Source organism: Nonomuraea sp. NPDC003754 (assembly GCF_053605785.1).
The window spans coordinates 32,498-52,269 of sequence record NZ_JBSGJX010000023.1 but is presented as its reverse complement, the minus strand read 5'-3'; the positions used below and the strand labels follow the sequence as shown (position 1 = coordinate 52,269).

Annotated in this window: 16 protein-coding genes; 10 read left to right on the top strand and 6 right to left on the bottom strand. The window is 71.0% G+C overall.

Annotated features, from left to right (window positions below):
• Positions 1-91 precede the first annotated feature (91 nt).
• Both ACWEVS_RS26795 and ACWEVS_RS26790 read right to left on the bottom strand, forming a co-directional pair.
• Positions 92-1,849, bottom strand: a complete 1,758-nt coding sequence (locus tag ACWEVS_RS26795) for a substrate-binding domain-containing protein (RefSeq protein WP_449917327.1) — start codon at positions 1,847-1,849, stop codon at positions 92-94.
• Between the two features lie 132 nt (positions 1,850-1,981).
• Positions 1,982-2,617, bottom strand: a complete 636-nt coding sequence (locus tag ACWEVS_RS26790; protein ID WP_452553899.1) for a cation transporter — start codon at positions 2,615-2,617, stop codon at positions 1,982-1,984.
• A gap of 108 nt (positions 2,618-2,725) precedes the next feature.
• On the opposite strand from ACWEVS_RS26790, the gene ACWEVS_RS26785 reads away from it, so the two are divergent.
• The 8 genes from ACWEVS_RS26785 (at position 2,726) to ACWEVS_RS26750 (ending at position 12,877) form a co-directional block, all read left to right on the top strand.
• Positions 2,726-3,478, top strand: a complete 753-nt coding sequence (locus ACWEVS_RS26785; protein WP_452553898.1) for a DUF4184 family protein — start codon at positions 2,726-2,728, stop codon at positions 3,476-3,478.
• Positions 3,471-4,304: a TrmH family RNA methyltransferase gene (locus tag ACWEVS_RS26780; protein WP_452553897.1), complete on the top strand. Its 834-nt coding sequence runs from the start codon at positions 3,471-3,473 to the stop codon at positions 4,302-4,304. The genes ACWEVS_RS26785 and ACWEVS_RS26780 overlap by 8 nt, the downstream gene beginning before the upstream one ends.
• A gap of 129 nt (positions 4,305-4,433) precedes the next feature.
• Entirely contained in the window at positions 4,434-5,639 is a 1,206-nt protein-coding gene (locus ACWEVS_RS26775) for an ROK family protein (protein WP_452553896.1), read from the top strand.
• A 149-nt stretch (positions 5,640-5,788) separates the two neighbouring features.
• Complete coding sequence (locus tag ACWEVS_RS26770) at positions 5,789-7,057, top strand: ABC transporter substrate-binding protein (RefSeq protein WP_452412603.1); 1,269 nt, start codon at positions 5,789-5,791, stop codon at positions 7,055-7,057.
• A 2-nt stretch (positions 7,058-7,059) separates the two neighbouring features.
• Entirely contained in the window at positions 7,060-8,031 is a 972-nt protein-coding gene (locus tag ACWEVS_RS26765) for a carbohydrate ABC transporter permease (protein WP_449917314.1), read from the top strand.
• Between the two features lies 1 nt (position 8,032).
• Positions 8,033-8,860 (top strand): carbohydrate ABC transporter permease, encoded by an 828-nt coding sequence (locus ACWEVS_RS26760; RefSeq protein ID WP_449917312.1) that lies wholly within the window; start codon positions 8,033-8,035, stop codon positions 8,858-8,860.
• A 64-nt stretch (positions 8,861-8,924) separates the two neighbouring features.
• Complete coding sequence (locus ACWEVS_RS26755; RefSeq protein ID WP_452553895.1) at positions 8,925-10,796, top strand: glycoside hydrolase family 5 protein; 1,872 nt, start codon at positions 8,925-8,927, stop codon at positions 10,794-10,796.
• A gap of 14 nt (positions 10,797-10,810) precedes the next feature.
• Entirely contained in the window at positions 10,811-12,877 is a 2,067-nt protein-coding gene (locus tag ACWEVS_RS26750; RefSeq protein WP_452553894.1) for a phosphocholine-specific phospholipase C, read from the top strand.
• Between the two features lie 43 nt (positions 12,878-12,920).
• On the opposite strand, the gene ACWEVS_RS26745 is transcribed toward ACWEVS_RS26750, so the two are convergent.
• Both ACWEVS_RS26745 and ACWEVS_RS26740 read right to left on the bottom strand, forming a co-directional pair.
• Positions 12,921-13,925 (bottom strand): hypothetical protein, encoded by a 1,005-nt coding sequence (locus ACWEVS_RS26745; protein ID WP_449917305.1) that lies wholly within the window; start codon positions 13,923-13,925, stop codon positions 12,921-12,923.
• 67 nt (positions 13,926-13,992) lie between these two features.
• Positions 13,993-14,856: a D-alanyl-D-alanine carboxypeptidase family protein gene (locus tag ACWEVS_RS26740; RefSeq protein ID WP_354913577.1), complete on the bottom strand. Its 864-nt coding sequence runs from the start codon at positions 14,854-14,856 to the stop codon at positions 13,993-13,995.
• 119 nt (positions 14,857-14,975) lie between these two features.
• Here ACWEVS_RS26740 and ACWEVS_RS26735 point away from each other — a divergent pair, with 119 nt between their 5' ends.
• Positions 14,976-15,167, top strand: a complete 192-nt coding sequence (locus ACWEVS_RS26735) for a YegP family protein (RefSeq protein WP_449917302.1) — start codon at positions 14,976-14,978, stop codon at positions 15,165-15,167.
• A 14-nt stretch (positions 15,168-15,181) separates the two neighbouring features.
• Here ACWEVS_RS26735 and ACWEVS_RS26730 read toward each other — a convergent pair whose 3' ends face one another.
• A complete protein-coding gene (locus ACWEVS_RS26730; protein WP_354913573.1) occupies positions 15,182-15,700 on the bottom strand; it encodes a DedA family protein in 519 nt (172 codons plus the stop codon).
• 202 nt (positions 15,701-15,902) lie between these two features.
• On the opposite strand from ACWEVS_RS26730, the gene ACWEVS_RS26725 reads away from it, so the two are divergent.
• Positions 15,903-16,409: a hypothetical protein gene (locus tag ACWEVS_RS26725; RefSeq protein ID WP_449917299.1), complete on the top strand. Its 507-nt coding sequence runs from the start codon at positions 15,903-15,905 to the stop codon at positions 16,407-16,409.
• Here ACWEVS_RS26725 and ACWEVS_RS26720 read toward each other — a convergent pair.
• Positions 16,378-19,767 (bottom strand): BTAD domain-containing putative transcriptional regulator, encoded by a 3,390-nt coding sequence (locus tag ACWEVS_RS26720; RefSeq protein ID WP_449917296.1) that lies wholly within the window; start codon positions 19,765-19,767, stop codon positions 16,378-16,380. The two genes, ACWEVS_RS26725 and ACWEVS_RS26720, sit on opposite strands and share 32 nt — an antisense overlap.
• Positions 19,768-19,772: the final 5 nt, after the last annotated feature.

Genomic DNA, 19,772 nt, shown 5'->3' with positions numbered 1-19,772 from the left:
GGCGAGCTCCTTCTCACAGCCCCACGCGGGTAGGACGTCCCCTCCTGGAGGGGGGTTGCCCTGGCATAACGACCGGGTATCGGTGCCTGTGTCAGCGGCAGTCGGGCGCGCACAGGCGCCGCTTCATGCCCTGCACGAAGAACTTGCGGACATCGAGGATGTTCTCCGCGATGTAGGCCTCGCCGCCGCTGGCCGCGGCCAGCGCGTCCATCTGCTTCCTGCCCTTGGGCGCGTCCGGCCCGAAGGCGATGATCAGCAGGTTGACCGGGCGCTTGGGGTCGTACTCCTTCTCCAGGAACTCCACCATCTGCGCGTTGGTGACCTTGCCCGTCGGGTCGTCGTTGCCGGCGCCGTCGGTCAGGATCAGGATCGTGTTGATCTTGTCGCGCTCGTAGGTGTCCTTCATCTCCTGGTAGGCGGCCATCAGCGTGTCGTTGAGGCCGGTGTCGCCGGTGGCCTTGGCCTGCACCGTGGCCAGCTGCTGGCCGAGGATCTGCTTGCGGGGCACGCCGTCGACCATCTCGCTCAACGGTCCGACCGACACCAGCTCCTTGTAGTCCTTCTGGCCGTCGAGCAGCGTCGAGAAGCTCCAGACGCCGATCTCGCTGTCGGCGGGGAACAGCGCGAGACCCTCGCCGGCGATCTTGGTGATCGCCTGCATGCGGGTCATGCCCGCGCCCGGGACGGGCAGTGCCATGGTGCCGGAGACGTCGAGCAGCGCCAGCATCCTGGTGCCCAGGTTGAGGCGCGACCAGGTCTGCCGCATGCTCGCCACGTTCCTGGTGTCGGGCGAGGGCAGCGCCTGGGGAGCGGCCTGCTCGAAGCCCTTGTCGGCGGCCAGCGCGCCGCCGCCCTTGCCGTCGGGCGTGCGGAAGCCGTGGTCGCGCAGGGTCTTCTTGGCGGGGTCCGTGGCGAGCTGCTGGGTGAAGGCGGCGGCGGCCTTCTGCGTGGCGGCGTCCTTCGCGGTGACGACGACGGGGTAGTCGAGGCTCAGCGTGCCGTCCTCGGGATAGAGCGGGACGACGGGTGAGGCGGACTTCTTGTTGTTGTGCGCCCAGATGCTCTGCTCGGAGGCGACGCCGATCGGCACCCTGCTGCCCGACTTGACGGTCAGGCTGGCCAGCAGCGCGCTCGGGTCGGCGGCGATCTGCTCCGACAGCTTCTTCAGCGCGCCGACGAGCTGCTCGTCACCCAGCCCCGCCTTCTTCGCCGCGCCCGCGGCGGCCACGAGCGCGCCCAGCCCGGCCGAGTTCTTGGCCGGATCGAGCGCCAGGACACGGATCTTCTTGGCGACGCCGTCGGCGTTGGCCACGTTCGTCACGCTGATGAGGCTCTGCCAGCTCGGCTTCAGGCTCTTGGTCAGGTTGGCGGCGGCGCTCTTGGCGGCGACCAGCACGATGGGGGAACTGGCGACCGATCCGGTGGGCGCGGGCAGCGTGACGCCCGACTCGGCCTCGCGCAGCATGTCGACCAGCAGGCTGGAGTCGGCGATCCACATGTCGGCGTCGAGCTTGCCGTTGGCGAAGCTGTTGGCCGACTTGGCGGCCGACTCCTTGACGACGGTCACGCCGACGCACTTGCCGTCCACGGCCTTGCCCGTCTCGTTGAACGAACCGGCGATCTTGTTCAGCGCGGGCGCGATGTCAGGGGTGGCCACGACGCGCAGCGCGAGCGGATCGCCCGAACAGCCGCGCTCCCTGGTGAACAGGACGAAGGCGGCGACACCCAGCAGGACGGCGAGTGCCACGGCACCCGCCAGGGGGACCAGTACTCTGCCGCGCCCTCTGCTGGGGCGCCGGCGCGGGGAGGTGTAGCCGTCATCGAGCTCGTCTGTACGGTGTCGCCCCACGTTGCCCTCTTTGGTGTCGATAAGTTCGGGTCACCATACCGGGAGAAACTCCGCGGCGCTGACCGAACGATACTCGGTGCGCTTGGTGTGGCAAAACCAGTGATGTGGTGCATCGATTACCCAGCGTGCCGGTCAGTGGCAGCAGTCGTGACCACGCCACGCGCGCGTTCCCTCGCGCACCGCGACCACCGCGAGAGCCGTCGCCACCGCGGGATCGGCCCACCAGACGCCGAAGGAGTTGAGCCACAGACCCGCCAGGACACCGGCGGCCATCGCCGCGCAGATGAGGTTCTGGGCGCCCTCCCCGCGGGTGGCCGGCGAACGTAGCCGGGCGCCCAGCCGTCGCTTGGCCAGCCCCAGCACGGGCATGCTCACCAGGCTCACCGACGTGACCACGACGCCGAGCACCGTCGGCGCCGCGCGGTGGCCCGCGTCGAGGTCGTACAACACGTGCGCGACCAGGTACGGCGCCAGCAGCCAGAAGCTCACCGCCACCGCGCGCCTGGCCCGCTCCTCCGCATGGGGCGACAGCGTCCGCGAGCCGGTGAAACGCCACACCACGATCAGGCTGGCCAGCGCCTCGACGAGGGAGGACAGCCCCCATCCGATCAGCGCGACGGAGTGTGCGGACAGCCCGGCCGCCAGGCCGAGCGTGCTCTCCAGGCCGAGCCACACCAGCGTGACGACCGACAGGACGCGGGCCCGCGCCGCGTCGCGGAGCCAGGCGGCTGACGGGGCCGGTGCGGAAACCAGACAGTCAGGCATCATGATCTCCCTATCACGCGGTCAATGACAGCGCTCCGTACACTACTCACTACCCTCCGTTATGGTGGCGTTTCTGTGCAAAGCTCGGTCAAACATCACAGGGGAGTGTCCGTGCCGTTCACACCGAGCCATGTCGCCGCCGTCGTCCCGCTGTTCAGGGTGCGGTGGCTCGATCCGTGGGCGCTCGCGCTCGGCGCGATGGTGCCCGACCTGCCGATCTTCCTGCCCTTCCTTCCCGACTACTCGCTCTGGCACTCCCCGGCCTGGGTCGTCACGGTCGACCCGCTCGTGGTGTGCGTGCTGGTGGCCGCCTTCGCGGGCCTGTTCCGGCTGCCGCTCGTCGCGCTGCTGCCGCCGGACCTGGTGGGCAGGGCCGCCTCACTGCGCCCCGCCCCGCGGATCCTGCCCCTCGTGGCGGGCGCGGCGGCCGGGGCGGCGACCCACGTGTTCTGGGACTCCTTCACCCACTCCTACAGCTCGGCGATCTGGGGGTGGACGTGGCTCGACCACGAGGTGCTGGGCGTGGTCACCGTCTTCCGGCTGCTGCAGTACATCTCCTCGGTCGTCGGCCTGGCCTTCGTGACCTGGTGGGCGTGGCGCGGCCTGTCGCGGATGGCCGACGTGCCCCCGCCCGAGGGGCTGGTCCTGCCCGAGCGGGTACGGCGGGCGGTGCTGTGGGCGGGCGTGGCCGGGTCCGTGGCGGGCGCGGTCTGCTGGCCCCTGCTGAACCCGCCGGACGGCGGGCTGGCCTCCCTGGTCACCAGACTCGGCGCGGGAACGCTCGTCGGGTCGTGCCTGGTGCTCATCGTCTATGCCGGGATCTGGCAGCTCAGGCGGCTCATGGCAGTATTCGACGGTGCCTGAGTACGTATCCGACGCCCACGACCCCCGCCTGTCCGACTTCACCGGCCTGCGCGACGTGGAACTGCGCAAGAGCCTGGAGGCCGAGCAGGGCCTGTTCGTCGCCGAAGGGGAGAAGGTGATCAGGAGGGCGATCGGCGCGGGCTATCCCGTGCGCTCCGTCCTCACCACCGAACGCTGGCTCGAGTCGCTGGCCGACGTGCTCGGCGGCGCGACCGTCTACGTGGTCTCCGAGGAGGTCATGCAGGGTGTGGCCGGCTTCCAGGTGCACAGGGGAGCGCTGGCCTCGATGGAGCGGCTGCCCGTGGCGCCGGTGGCCGAGACGCTCACGGGCGCGTCGCGGATCGTGGTCCTGGAGGATCTGGTCGACCACGGAAACGTCGGGGCGATCTTCCGGTGCGCGGCCGCTCTCGGGGTTGACGCGATCATCCTCTCGCCGCGCTGTGCTGACCCTCTCTATAGAAGGTCGGTCAAGGTGTCGATGGGCGCCGTCTTCGCGATCCCCTACGCGCGGATGGACAACTGGTACGAGGGGTTGAAGGAGATCCGCGCGGCGGGCTACCAGACGCTGGCGTTGACTCCTGATCAGAAGGTCATACCTATAGATGCTGTCGAGATGCGTGATCGGGTGGCGCTGCTGCTCGGGTCAGAGGGGGACGGGCTGTCCTCGCGCTGGTTGCGAGAGGCCGACGAGCAGGTGTGCATCCCGATGAGCCCGGCCGCGATGGAGGCGGGGGTGGACTCGCTGAACGTGGTGGCCGCCGCGGCGATCGCCTGCCACGGGCTCATGCGCGGCACCTCCATCCGTCCAGGTGGGCAACAACCGTAACCCGGGCGGCGTACTCGGGCATGACGGGGCGTTCCTCGCACGATCGGCGACGATGCGGGAAGTGTAGGGCGTGAACGCTCGGAATTAAATTCTTGACGACATTAATTAGTTGACTCTACGGTGACCGGCATGCCGAGAAGCCAGGACCCCGGGACGCCCATCACCGGCCCCACCGCCGCCGCGATCTTCACCATGGTCCTCACCCTCGGCCCGGTGAGCAGGGTGGACCTCGCCCGGCTGGCCGGTCTGTCACCGGCCGCGGTGACCAAGACCGCGCGGCCGCTGATCGACGCGGGATACCTGAAGGAACTGGCGCCCGTCGAGCGGACCGCCCCCGGAGCGGGCAGGCCCGCCAGCCCTCTGGCGATCGTGCCGGAACGCGAGTACTTCGTCGGCATCAAGATCACCGGTGACGATCTCATCGGCGTGGTCACCGACCTCGGCGCCCGGGTCGTGGCCGCCCGTCACCACCCCGTCCCCGGCTTCGACGTGCGGACCGACGCCCCGGGCGCCCCCATGGAACCCGCCGACGTCGTCGCGGCCATCGCCGCGCTCGTCACGGAGCTGCTGGACCAGCACCCCGACTTCCGGCAGCGGACCCGCAGGCTCGGCGTCGCCATCCCCGGCGACGCCGACCGCGACACCGGCACCGTCCGCTACTCACCGTTCCTCGGCTGGCGGGACGTCCCGCTCGCCGCCCTCCTCGAGGAGGCCACCGGGCTCACCACGACCCTGGAGAACGACGTCAAGGCCCTCGCGGTCGCCGAGCAGTGGTTCGGCGAGGGCATCGGCGCCTCCTCCTTCGCCCTGGTCACCGTCGGCACCGGAATCGGCAGCGCGTTCGTCGCCAACGGCGGTCTCATCTCCGGCGCGTTCGGCGTGTCCGGCGAGATCGGTCATGTGCCGATCGGGATCGAGGGGCCGCAGTGCCACTGCGGCGCGATGGGCTGCCTGGAGGCGCTGGCCTCCACCCAGGCCCTGATCACCGAAGCCCGCCGGGCCACCGGCGTCGAGGACCTCACGATCAGCCAGGCCGTCGAGCGGGCCCGCTCCGGCGACCAGGTGCTCCGCAAGGTCTTCGGCACCGTCGGCCAGGCCATCGGGCTCGGGCTGGCCGTGGTGGCCAACCTCTTCGGCCCCGAACGTCTCGTGGTCTCCGGCGAAGGGCTCGACGCCTACGACCTGCTCGAGGAGTCGATCCGCGAGGCGTTCGCGGCCCAGGCCTACGGCAGCGCGGGGCGGTGCGGCCTGATCATCCGCCCGCTGCCGTTCGAGGAGTGGGCGCGCGGCGCGGCGGCCGTCGCCGTCCAGTCCCTCGTCACCCCCGCCGGCTAGCGCCGTACCCCAGAAGCCGTACCCCAGAAAAGGCCCACACCGCGGTCCCCGGAGAAGGGCCCACCCCGCGGCCGCCAAGAGAAGGCCCACCCCGTGGCCGACAGGGCGCCTCCGCCCCTGCAGCCCTGCAGAAAGGAACCAACCCCCCGATGAACACCTTCACCACCTCCCGCCGCGCCTTCCTGGGCGGGTCGCTCCTCTTCGTCGGCGGCATGGCGCTGGCGGCCTGCGGCAAGGACGACGCCGCCAAGGCCGGAGCCAAGATCATGCTGGAGCAGTGGTACCACGCCTACGGCGAGGCCGGCACCCAGCAGGCCGCGATCCGATACGCCAAGGAGTACACCAAGGCCAACCCGGACGTCGCCATCAAGGTCACCTGGATCGCGGGTGACTACTCGGCGAAGCTGCACTCGACGCTGCTCACCCCGCAGGCGCCCGACCTGTTCGAGATCGGCGACTTCCAGTACATCGATGTGAAGAACGGCCTGTTCGCGCCGCTCGACGACATCGTCAAGGGCCAGCAGGGTGAGTACACCAAGGTGGCGCTGGACTCCGCCTCCTCCGACGGCAAGCTCTACGGCCTGAAGATGATGGACGACGCGATGGTCCTGTACTACCGCAAGAGCGTCCTGCAGCAGGCCGGGGTCACGCCGCCCACCACGTTCACCGAGCTGGCCGCCGCGGCCAAGAAGCTCACCAGCCGCGAGCGCAAGGGTCTGTTCGTCGGCTCCGACGGCCTCGGCAACGCCCCCTACCTGCTGCTGTGGTCGAACGGCGGCGACCTGCTCGACCCCGAAGGCAGGAAGGTCGCCTTCAACTCGGCCGAAGGCGTCGCCGCGATCGCCGGCCTCAAGCAACTGCACGACGACAAGTCGCTGCTGCAGGACTTCACCACCGACTGGTACGACCCGGGCGCGTTCATCCAGGGCGCCACCGCCATGCAGTGGTGCGGCCTGTGGGCCATGCCCGCCATCAAGAAGGCGCTCGGCGACGACTTCGGCGTCGTCGCGTGGCCGAAGTTCGGCGACACCGGCCAGGCCGTCTCCCGCGTGGGCGGCTGGTTCGCCGTCGCCGGCGCCAGGGGCAAGCACGTCGACGAGGCCAAGAAGTTCATCGAATGGCTCTGGATCAAGCAGGCGGACCTGCAGAAGGACTGGTGCGTCAGCTACGGGTTCCACGTCCCGGCGCGGAAGAGCGTCGCCGCGCAGACCACCGAGTTCGGTTCGGGCCCGGCCAAGGACGCCGCCGACATCCTGGCGAACACCGGCAGGGCGTACCCGAACCTGTGGAACACCGCGATGGACTCGGCGTTCGCGCAGGCCGTACGTGAGGTCGCCAAGAACGGCGGCGACGCCAAGACGCTGCTCGACCAGGCCGCCGCCAAGTGCCAGGCCGAACTCGACAAGCAGCTGGCCTGACGATGCCCGACACCGTCACGACCGGGCGCGCGGCCACCGCCTCGCGACCGGCTGAGGCCCGGCCGGTCCGCCGCGCGCGGCGGACCGACTGGTCGGCCTTCGGGGCGTTCGCCCTGCTGACCGCGCCCATGCTCGTCGGCCTCGGCCTGTTCAAGTACATCGCCATCGGCTGGAGCTTCCTGCTGAGCTTCAGCGACGCGCGCGGCTCCGTCGACCTGGGCTCGTGGGTCGGCCTGGACAACTACGCGTTCCTGCTGGAGGACGAGGCGTTCCGGTCCTCGATGGCCGGGATCGTGCTGTTCACGATCTTCATCGTGCCGGTGACCTTCGGCATCTCGCTCGGGCTCGCCGTCCTGCTGAACGGGCTGCGCCGCGGCCGGGCCTTCTTCCGCACGACCTTCCTCCTCCCGGCCGCCGTCTCCTACGTCGTCGCCGCCCTGATCTGGAAGATGAGCCTGTTCAACGGCCTGCCGTCCGGCGTCGCCAACACCATCGGCGGGCTCTTCGGCTGGGACGTCCGGCCCTGGATCGCCAGCAGCGACCCGCCCCTGTACTGGATCGTGATCGTCACCCTGCGGCTCTGGCTCCAGGTGGGGCTCTACATGATCCTCTTCCTGGCGGGCCTGCAGGCCATCCCGGGCCACCTGTACGAAGCGGCCGCGCTGGACGGCGCGTCCCGGTGGCGCCAGTTCCGGCACGTCACCCTGCCGATGCTGCGCAACACCTCGGTGGCGATACTCATGCTCATCCTCATCGCCGCGTTCCAGGCCTTCGACGAGTTCTACAACATCTTCGTCACCGCCGCCGGAAGCTCCGCCGCCCCGGTGCGGCCGCCGCTGGTCTTCCTGTACGACTCCGCGCTCAAGGACCAGAACTACGGCGTGGGCTCGGCGGGGGCGTTCCTGCTGACCCTGCTGATCGTCCTGGTGACCCTGCTGCAGGGCCGCCTCGTCGGGTTCGGCCGGAGGGACTGACATGCGCAAGAACCTCGGGACGGCCCTGGCGTACCTGGCCCTGGGCGTCGCAGCCGCGCTGTTCCTCGCCCCGTTCTACTTCATGCTGCGCGCCGCCCTGATGTCCGGCACGCAGATCACCGACCTGGACTGGCACTGGCTGCCCGACCCCTTCAGCCTGCAGGGCTTCAAGGACGTGTTCGACGACCCGTCGGTGCCGATGGGCAACGCGCTCTGGAACTCCTTCGTCATCGCGATCGTCACCGCGCCGGTCTCGACCATGCTCGGCTCCATGGCCGGCTACGCCCTGGCCCGCATTCCCGTGCCCGGCCGCGGCGTGGTCATGACCTTCATCGTCGTCACGCTGATGATCCCCACCTCGGCCACGTTCGTGCCGACCTTCGTGCTGGTCAGCGCGATGGGCGGGGTCGACACGCTGTGGGGCGTCATCGCGCCGGGCCTGTTCAACGCGTTCTCGGTGCTGCTGTTCCGCAACTTCTACCTGAAGTTCCCCCAGGAGATCGAGGAGGCGGGCCGCCTGGACGGCCTGGGCCATCTGGGCGTGTACTGGCGGGTCGCGCTGCCCAACTCGGGCGCCATGCTCGCCTCATTGGGCGCGCTGTCGTTCCTGGAGAGCTGGAACGCCTTCCTCTGGCCCCTCGTCATCGGCCAGGACCCCGAGTCGTGGACCGCCCAGATCGCGCTGTCCACCTTCCTCACCTCGCAGACGATCAACCTGCCGGCGCTGTTCGCCGGAGCCGTCGTCACGATCCTCCCGCTGATCGTGGTCTTCCTCATCGCGCAACGTCACATCGTCCAGGGCATCGCCGCCACCGGCATGAAGGACTAGCGAGCCCCCTCCACCCCCGCGACGCCGCGGTCCTCGCGCGTCACTCTCCCCTCCGAGGTGCCTCATGAGAATCAGAGCACTGTTAGCCGTCCTCGCCACCGCTGTCAGCGGCCTGGCCGTGATCCCCTCCTCCGCGTCCGCCGCCGAGCCGGTTCCCCTCGCGGCGTCCTGGGAGGGACCGCTCAGCACCCGGGGCCGCTACATCGTGGACGCCACGGGCAAGCGGTTCAAGCTGCGGTCCGGCAACTGGCACGGCGCCAGCGGCACCTGGACCGGCAGCGGCGACGACGAGGACCCCGCCAACAACTACGCCTCGGAGACCTCCCACCGGGTCCCGCTCGGCCTGGACCGCGTCCCGATGAGCAGGCTGATCGCGGACTTCCGCGCGCTCGGCGTCAACAGCGTCCGCCTGCCGTTCTCCAACGCGATGATCAACGACGCGCGACCCGTCACCGACGCCGGCGTGGCGGCCAACCCGGACCTGCGCGGCCTCACCCCGCTCCAGGTCTACGACAAGGTCGTCGAGGCGCTCACCGCCGACGGGCTCGCCGTCATCCTCAACAACCACACGACCACCACCCGCTGGTGCTGCGGCGTCGACGGCAACGAGCGGTGGAACAGCAGCCAGAGCACCCAGAAGTGGCTGGACGACTGGGTGTTCATGGCCAGGCGGTACCGTGCCAACAACCGGGTCGTCGGCGCCGACCTGCGCAACGAGGTGCGCCGGGACACCTGGGACAATCCCAACTGGGGCTCGGGCGACGACCACGACTGGGCCGCCGCCGCCCAGCGGGCCGGTGATCGCATCCTCGCCGAGGCCAACCCGGATCTGCTCATCATGATCGAAGGGATCAACTGGTCGGGGATCCCGCTCGACGGGGTCTGGCACGACAGACCGCTCCTCAAGCCGGTCAGCACGCTCTCGCAGACCCTCGTCCGCTCGCACAAACTGGTCTACGCCGCGCACTTCTACGGCTACACCGGCCCGCAGCACACCGGCGCCGAAGGCCTCGGGGAGACCCACGACCCCCGCTACCGCGATCTGAGCCGCTCCGACCTGTTCGCCGTCATGCGCGACACCTCCACCTACGTGGCGACCACGCCGGACCGGCATTTCACCGCCCCCGTGTGGATCAGCGAGTTCGGCGTCGGCAAGTCCGCCACCGACAAGGACAAGGCCTGGTTCGCCGCCATGGTCGACTTCCTCATCGACACCGACGTGGAGTTCGCGTACTGGCCGATGGTCGGCTTCCAGGAGAACGACCAGGGCAACACCTGGGGCCTCGTCCGCTACTCGGCCGACGGCGGGCTGCGCAGCGTGCTCGACACCGGCGACTGGCGGGGCGCGCACTGGCGTCGCCTGATCGCCGCCGCGGGACACACCGGGGCGGTCGCCCCTGTCCGCACCTGGTCCATGCTGCGGGCCATCCACGACGACGCGAACCAGTCGGCGCGGATGCGGGCCCAGGGAGACTGGGACTCGGGCGCGCGCAAGCTGTCATGCCCTGACGACCAGCGCCTGATCGGCGTCAGCCAGAAGGGCCAGGGCGGCCTGTGCACCGACGCCGGAGCGGCGGACCTGTGGGCCTCCGGCCCGGCGACCGTGGTGACCAGTGAGAACGTCACGACCGACTGGGCGTCGGGGTTCACCAAGTACCAGTGCCCCGCGGGCCAGTTCATGAACGGCTACAGCCTGCGCGGCGACCGGGTCTCGGCCGTCCTCTGCGCTCCCGGGCGGGTCCCGCTCGCCGGGGCAGGACGGACGCTGTGGGACGACCGGGGCGACAGCCGTCCCGCCTCCGGTGAGGGCGGCGACTACGCTTACGGCTACCGCAAGGCGCAGTGCGCCTCCGACGAGTACGCCGCCGGGATCGCATTCTCCTACAGCGTCGGACGCTACGGCACGCCGGACGCCCTGTACTGCCGCAAACTCTGAAAGGCCGCTGTCCCTTGTCCGCTCTTCCCCCCTCCCTGCGGGCGGCGCTGGCCCGGCCGGTGCCGCCCGGCGGGCTCGGCTCCCTCCAGCACGTCGTGTTCTTCATGCAGGAGAACCGCTCCTTCGACCACTATTTCGGCACACTGCGTGGAGTGCGCGGGTTCGGTGACCGTAACGCCATCACGCTGCCGGACGGCCGACCGGTGTTCGACCAGTCCGGCGTGCTGCCCTTCCCGGTGCGCGCCGGGACCGGCGGCCGGGACCTGACCGAGGGCGACCTCCAGTACGTGCAGGGCGTCGACCACGAGTGGGACACGGGGCAGCGGACGCGGGGCGGCGGCTGGCAGGACGGCTGGATCGCGGGCAAGGGGCCCGGCGCGATGGTCCACTTCGACCGCGGCGATCTGCCGTTCCAGTTCGAGTTGGCCGACGCCTTCACCCTGTGCGACGCCTACCACTGCTCGATGTTCGGGCCGACGAACCCCAACCGGCTCTACCACTGGTCAGGCACCGCGGGGATCGAGCCGTCAGGGCGGCGCACCACCGGCAACGACGCCTGCGAGGAGGACACCCATCCCGGCTACACGCACACGTCCTACCCGGAGAGGCTGACGGCGGCGGGCCGTACCTGGCGGGTCTACCAGGAGTGGGACAACTACCAGTGCAACTCGCTGGACTACTTCGTCTCCTTCAAGGAGGTCGCGCGCAGGGCCCTGGCGCACACACCCCACCGGAGCCTGCACTCCTTCTACACCTCCCTGCTCCGGCTCCCCGCGACCGATCGGGAGGAGATGCTCGGGGCGTTGCGGAAGGGGGTCGCGGAGTTGTCCCCTGCCGACCTCGACGCCTACGAGCGCGGGCTGTCCAGGGTCGAGCCCGGGCGGCTCGCCGCCTCCTTCCGCGCGGACGTGGCCGAGGGACGGCTCCCGCAGGTCTCCTACATCGTCGCGCCGGAGGCGTACTCCGAGCACCCGGACCCGTCCAGCCCGGCCCACAGCGCCAACCTCGTCTACGACATCCTGGACGCGCTCGCCTCGCATCCCTCGGTGTGGGAGCGGACCGCGCTCTTCCTCACCTTCGACGAGAACGACGGCTTCTTCGACCACGTGCCGCCACCGTTGCCCCCGGAGGGCACCGAGGACGAGTTCGTCGACGGGCTTCCGATCGGGCTCGGCTACCGGGTGCCGATGACGGTCGTGTCACCGTGGACGATCGGCGGGCACGTCTGCTCGGAGGTGTTCGACCACACGTCCACGATCCGTTTCGTGGAACGCTGGCTCGGCGTCGCGGAGCCCAACATCACCTCGTGGCGACGCCGCGTCGCCGGCGACCTCACCTCGGCCTTCGACTTCGACGCGCCCGCGCCCCCCACACCGGACGCGGGCACCGGCGCGGGGGTGCCGCAGGCCGTCCTGCCGGAAGCCGGCGCGGCCGGGGAAGCGCCGCAGGCGGGTGCGGGAGTCGTCGTGCCACCGTTCCGGGTGCGCTGGCCTGCCACGCCGCCCACCGTGGGACGGCTCGCCACGCAGGAGCCCGGCACCCGGCCTGCCCGGCCACTGCCCTACCGGCCGGAGGCGTCCGCCGTCCTGGCGGGGGACGAGCTGATCGTCACCATGACCGACGCCGGCGAGCGGGGCAGCCATTTCGCCCTCTACCCGTACGCCGGGGAGTTCCGGTTCCCGCGCCACTGCGACGTGCTCGGCACGCTGTCCCTCACCGTCCCCGTCGAGAGCGGCGCCTACCGGCTGCTTCTCACCGGCCCGAACGGCTTCCGGCGCGAGTTCGCCGGGTCGGGCGCGGGCCCGGCCGCCGACGTGGCGGTGTCCTCCCGCGGTGACGGGCACCGGCTCACGATGACGATCCGCAACCCGGGCCCTGCCCCGCTGACGTTCACCCTCGAAGCGCTCGCCTACGACGCCGGTCGGCGGGACGCGGCGGTCGCGCCGGGAGAGCGGACGGTCATCTCCTGGGACACCACGTCAGGCTGGTACGACCTGCGGCTGACCGTCGCCGAGGACCCGTCCTTTCACCGCCGGCTGATGGGTCACCTCGAGAACGGCCGGGCCGGCGTTTCCGGCTAGCGCGGTCGAAAGAGATCAGGAAGGCGGACACCCGGCCACGGGCTCATGCGCGGCGACGCCGGGCGGGGGTCGCGGCGCCGGCGGAACGGTCGCCGTCGCCGGGCCCCTGGCCGGCGACCATGTCCGCGGTCACGGCGGTGGTGGCGGCCAGGCCCGCCAGGAAGACGGTCCAGAGGAAGGGCAGCCAGTCGGGAAAGGCGTAGACGTGCCGCATGAGGTGCACCGACCAGGCGGCCAGCTCGACGATGACACCGGCGGCGATCGCGCCCGCGACGACGACGCCGAAACACCGCGCCACGTCCCGCGGGTGCATCTCGTCCGCGATCAGCTCCCTGGCCAGGTGGACGACCGCGAGGCAGGTGGCGGTGAAGCCCACCAGGCAGGCGGCCGCCAGCAGCAGGCCGAGGGCGAGCGCCGTCCAGGAACTCACGGCGGCCTGCGCGAGCCACGGCCACGCGGTCTGGAGCCACCACGCCATCGCCGACTCGACGGCGGCGTTGACCGACACGCGGCTGATCGGCGCGGCCATCGCGATGCCGAGCACGATCAGCAGATAGAGGGCCACCTTCAGCACGTTGTGCGGACCGACCGCCCAGAAGAGGACCACGAGCATGATCGCCAGCAGCGGCCGGTCGATCCAGGGCGATAAGTTTGACTTCGTGACCAGCGGCGGCGGGAGATAGAGGAGCGGCAGCACGTCCTTCTCTCCCCGCACGTACGGCATGAACCCCGCCGGGTTGCTCTGGTAGATCTCCCAGACCTTCCACATCACGTTGGTGATGTAGAGGACGACGAGGAAGCGCCCCAGCCGCACCCGCCGTGACGGGCCCCGTGAGATCCAGATGACGCTGAAGGGTGAGATCACGACAGCGGCCACCCGGTCCGGCCACTGCCTGCGGGGAGCGCTCCATCCCGAGCTCCTCGACGACTGCTTGCGCGCTCCCAATGGCACGTCTTCCTCCGGCCGCGTCTCCAGGATCCCGATGGCGTGCGCTTGAGCTGTCTCCAGATTATGGCGCCGGGTGCCGTCGCGGCGGTCGCTCGGCATGACGATCGCCCGTGGAGGTCCCGGCGCGGCGGCGACCCGCTCGGTGCCGCCGCCGCGCCGTCATCCGTCAGGGGCTCGTGGTGGCGATCTGCTCGCTCGCGTAGTCGAGCAGCGAGGCCGCCGTGGCGAAGCGGCGGGAGTCCTGGTCGCCCAGGAGCACGCCGATGACGCGCCGGCCCTGGCGTTCGGCGGCGAACAGCAGGCAGAAGCCGGCCTTGGCGGTGTAGCCGGTCTTCACGCCGATCACACCCTCGCTCTCACCCAGCAGCTTGTTGGTGTTCGTCCAGGTGTGGGCGCGGTGGACGGCGGTCTTGGCGAGCTTGTAGGTCTTCTGGGACACGACGGTCCTGAACGTCGCGTTTTCCAGCGCGACCTTCGCGAGCCTGGCCTGGTCGACGGCGGTGGAGTAGCCGCCGTTCCTGGGCGCCGGCAGGCCGTCGGCGTTGGTGTAGAGGGTGTCGGCCAGGCCCAGGCCGCGGGCGGCGGCGTTCATCTTGGCGACGAAGGCGGCCGTGCCGGGGCCGTAGGTGCGGGCGAGCGCGTTGGCGGCGTCGGCCCCCGAGGGCAGCATCAACCCGTAGAGCAGATCCCTGACCGTCACCTTCTCGCCGGTGCGCAGCCTCGCGCTGGTGGCGCCGTTGTCGGCGGCGTGCCGTACGTCGGCCTTGGTGATGGTGACCACGTCGCCCAGGTCGCCCTCGCGCAGGACGACGTAGGCGGTCATGACCTTGACCAGGCTGGCGACGGGCACCCTGCGGGTCTCCCGCTTGGCGACGTGGACGGTCCCCGCCGAGTCCACGACGTAGCCGATCCGCGCCTTCACCTGCGGCGCGCCGGCCGCACGTGTCGCCGCCTGAGTCGGCGGGGAGAACCCCACGAGCAGGGTGAGCGCCGCGGCGGCGGTCAGTAGTCGAATACCCCCTATACGCATGACAGACATCGTGACAGGTGATCACCGGTTGATATGCGGAACTTGACCCTATGGCGGGAAAACGCGGTCGGAGACGCGGGTAATTGACCCCTAGAACCGTCATATCGGGGGAGATCGCCATGGCAGGCAAGTTCGTCATCACCAAGGACGGGCGCGGGGAGTTCCGCTTCAAGCTGGTCGCGGGCAACGGCCAGACCATCGCGGTCAGCGAGGGGTACACCACCAAGGCGGCCTGCATCAACGGCATCGAGTCGGTCCGCAAGAACGCCCCCGACGCGACGGTGGACGACACGACGCTCGCCGCGGTCTGAGCGCCCGGCCCTCGTCAGGCGGCGAGGGCCTTCTCGCTCCTGCGGCGCCTGCGCCACATGACGAAGGCCGTGACGGCGCTCACCACGATCACCGCGGCGACGGCGGCGGCGAGGGGGGAGTGCGTGGCCAGCTCCAGCCAGCCCCAGATCACCGAGTAGAGCGCGAACGAGGTCACCGGCACCCAGGTCAGGCAGCCCAGCGCGCTGGCCACGACGTACCAGGGATAGGAGATGCGCAACACCCCCGCCACCCAGGGCAGGGTGTGGCGCAGGACGGGGACCCAGAAGCATGCGTAGACGGCGAGCGCCCCCCACTTCTCGACGACCCTCTCGACGGCGCGGATGCGCTCGCGGGGAAGCTTCGCGCCGAACCTCGACTCGTACAGCTTGTCGCCGAGCTTGAATCCGATCCAGTAGTAGGCCTGGAACGCGCCGAACAGCGCGACCGCCCCGACCACCACGATCAGCCAGTACGGCAGGCCGAACAGCGAGGCGCGGGTCGGGTCGGGGATGGCGATCGCAATCTGCCGCATAACCAGACACCACCACCCGAAAGATTTCTTAGGCCAGCCTAACCTTAGGTCATCTGGCCGACCCGCGCCACCCGCCTCCCACGCTACCCGGGCTCGCGCCCTGGACCTGCCGAGGGGGAGCGCCCTGACACCTGCAAGCCGCCATCAAGTCGATCTCAACCCTTCTCCCGTACAAAAGGGTTGAACGAGAAGAGGTGCGATCATGGGGACGCGAAGCAAGGCGGTCCTGGGAACCGGATCCTCCACGGCGGCCAGGCTCCTGGTGGGCGCGCTCGCCTTCACCGCCGCCTACGCCGGCGCATCGGCCTACGGCATCGCGAACTCCACGCCGCGACCCACGACCACCGTGGCCCTCTCGGCCACCGTCCTGCCGATCGTCGAGCAGGCCGATCCGGAGGCGGGCACCATCACCGTCAGCCCGCTCAGCGGCAGGGGCGCCGCCTGCGACAGGGACTTCCTGGCCCGCTCCGTGGTGATCAACCCCGAGGCGGGTCGCACCCTCATGTACCACTGGCGGCTGACCAGATGGAGCGCGGCCACCAGATCGTGGAGGACCTACCAGGCCGAGCACGCCGGCTTCGCCGGCGCGCGCAGGACCGTCAAGTGGCAGCTCAGCGTCCAGGACAACCCGGGCTGGTACCGCATCGAGCTGCGCGTCGCCGGCACGGAACGGCCGATCAGGTCGGATCGGATCCTGGTGAGTTGCTGACGGCCCGCTGCGCCGCCTCCACCCACCGCTGCACCCCGACCCTCCTGGCCACCTCCAGGGCCTTGTGGTAGTGGTCGCGGGCCGCGGCGGGATGGTCGAGCCTGACCGCCAGGTCGCCGAGGGTCAGCGCCACCGGCCACAGGGCCACCACGCCCGTGCCGGCGCCCGCGATGCGGTCGGCGAACGGCTTCAGCTTGTCGTAGCAGTCGACCATCCGCTCGCGGTCGTCGAGCAGCATGCCCGCCAGCGCCCGCCAGGTCATGGCCAGCTCGTACAGGAAGTCGGGCCGCACCGGCGGCTTGGTCGCGGCCACCGCCTTGGCGTCCTTGAGATGGCCCGCCGAAGCCAGGGCCAGCGCGTAGGCGTCGAGGGTCCACTTGGCGCCGCGCTGGTGGGCCTCGCCGAGGAGGTCGACCGTCTCCGCGGCCCTGCCGTCGACCAGGTGCAGGCAGAACGTGGTGATCAGCGGCAGGTCCTGGCGGCCCTCCAGCATGCCGGCCCGCGCCGTCATCCTGGCCGCCTCGCGGTAGGCCCGCTCGGCGCCGGCGTAGTCGCCGGCGATCATCAGCCGCTGCCCTTCGTACCAGGCCACGACCGCGGCCGGAGCGGACAGGTCGTACTGCTTGGCCAGCCGTTCGGCGGCCCGCGCGTGCTCGTCGGAGACCGAGAACTCGCCGCGCGCCGCGGCGCACTCCAGCAGCACCAGGTGGGCCAGCGCCTGCACCGCCATCTGCCCCGAGCGCTGGGCGACCTCCAGCAGCTCGCGGCCGATGCTCTCGCGGGTGTCGACCGCGGGGATGTCGTAGGACTGGCGCAGCCGGCCGCTCAGCGCCGCGGCCAGCAGCGTCGGGTCGCCGCTCTGCCTGGCCAGCTCCAGGGCCTCCAGCGACGCCTGCCGGCCGCGCTCGGGCGCCGACGATCCCTCGAGCTCCAGCGCGAGGGTGGTCAGCAGGCTGGCGCGCAGCGTCTGCTCGCCCTCCGGCAGCTCGATCAGCGCCCGCTCGGTGACGTCGACGATCTCCCACGCCGTCCGGGTGAAGTCGCGGGCCATGCCCTTGTGCGGTACGGCCAGCGCCGCGGCCACCTTGGCCGTCAGCACCGGGTTGTTCAGCGGCAGCGCCAGGTCCATCGCCTCGCGCCGCTTCAGCCTGGCCGCCGTCATGTCGCCGCACAGCGCCAGCGCCTTGATCTGGGCGAGCATCAGCTTGAGCCGCTCGGCCGTGTCGCGACTGCCGGTGCGGTCGAAGGCGGCGATGGCCTGCTCCCACAGCGTCGCGGCCTCGCGGTGGGCGTAGCGCCGCTCCGCCTGCTCCGCGGCCAGCCCCGCGTAGTGGACGGCCTTGTCGGCGACGTCGGCGACGAAGAAGTGGTGCGCCAGCGCCGCCACCTCGGCGGGCCTGCGCTGCTCGATGACGTTGGCGACGGCGGCGTGCAGCCTGGTGCGGCGCAGCCGGGAGGCGTCGGAGTAGACGGTGTCGCGCACCAGGTCGTGGTCGAAGCGCAGCATCCCGGGGCCCGGCTCGGTGACCAGGCCGGCCAGCAGCGCCGCCTCGACGGCGTCGACGACCGCGTCCTCGTCGCCCGACACCTCCACGAGCACGTCGACGTCCACGTCGCGGCCGATCACCGCGGCCTGCAGCAGGATCTGCTGAGCCCGCTCCGGCAGCCGCGAGATGCGCCGCCGCAGCACGTCGCGCACGCCCGAGGGAACCTGGGAGGCCACCTCGGCGGCGGTCGCGCGCTCGCCGACCGCCTCGGCGTCGAGCAGCCGCACGGTCTCACGCACGAAGAACGGGTTGCCCCTGGTGCGCTCGACGATCGACTCGACGGCGTCCTCGTCGACCTCGCGTATGCAGGTGGCCCGCACCAGCTCGGCCACCGCCTTCGGGTCGAGACCCGACAGGCTCACCCTGACCGGCCCCAGCCGGGCCAGCGCGGCCAGCACGTCGGACTGCCGGTCGTCGAGCTCGCTGTCGCGGCAGGTCACCACCAGCAGCACCCTGCTGGTGGCCAGCAGGCTCGGCAGCGCCCTGAGCAGCGCGAGCGTCTGGTCGTCGGCCCAGTGGAGGTCCTCCACCGTGAGCAGCACGGGCGAGCGGCGAGCCACGCCCGCGATGTAGCCGCCGACCGCGCGGTGCAGCCGGAACCCGCCCGACGCCTCGTCCTCGTCGGGGTCGCTCTCGCTGTCGTCGAGCAGCGGCGCGAGGAGCTGGCCGTACTCGCCGGCGCCGTTCTCCTCGACCAGGCTGCGCAGGATCTCCACCCACGCCCAGCCGGGCGGGGTCGCGCTGGAGTCGGGACAGGCGCCCGACGCGGTGGTCCAGCCGTCGCCCTTGAGCTTGCTCTCCAGCTGGCGCAGCAGCGTCGTCTTGCCCGCGCCCGCGTCGCCGGCGACGATCGCCACCTCGAAGCGCCCGGTCCTGGCGGCCGCGCCGGTCAGCCTGGACAGCTCGGCGTCACGGCCGATGAACGGCTCGGGCTCCAGCGGGGGCGGCTCGACCGCCGTGGTCGCCCGCGGCGGCCACGTGTCGGCGACCGGCGCCGGTTGCCTGGCGGGCCGCGGCACGGCGGCCAGTTCGAGGTCGGGCGCCTGGGCCAGGATGTCGGACTCCAGCTTGCGCAGCGCGGGACCCGGGTCGATGCCCAGCTCGTCGGCGAGGATGCCGCGCGCCCTGCGCAGCGCCGCCAGCGCGTCACCCTGCCGGCCGCACCGGTAGAGGCCGAGGGCGAGCAGCCGCCAGCCCTCCTCACGCAGCGGGTTCTCGCCGGTCATCGCCTCCAGGTCCGGCACCGTCTCGGCGTGCATGCCCAGGCGCAGGCCCGTGTCGGCGTAGCGCTCGCGCGCCACCAGCCGCAGCTCGGCTAGCCTGTTGACCTCGGCCTCCGCCCACGGCTGGTCGGCGAAGTCGGAGTACGGCGTGCCGCGCCACAGCCCGAGCGCCTTGCCGAGGCTGGCCCTGGCCGACTGCGGGTCGTCGGTGTCGAGGTACTCGCCCGCCGCCCTGACCAGCTGCTCGAAGCGCAGCGCGTCGACCTGCTCAGGCGCCACCCGCAGCGCGTAGCCCGAGGCGACGGTCACCAGCAGCCTGTTGGGCCCGCCGCGCGGCCTGCCCGGCTCGAGCACCCTGCGCAGGCGGGAGATGTAGACCTGCAGGCCCGACTGCGCGCCCTTGGCCGCGTCGTCGTCCCACAGGTCGTAGAGCAGGGTGTCAACAGGCACGACCTGCCCTCTGGCCACGAGAAGGCGGGCGAGTACGGCCCGCTGCCGCAACCCGCCGAGGTCGAGTTCGTCGTCGCTGGTGCTTTCGTACGCCTCGACTGGCCCCAGAACCCGGAACGCCACCATGTCAGCCGCCACGCTAT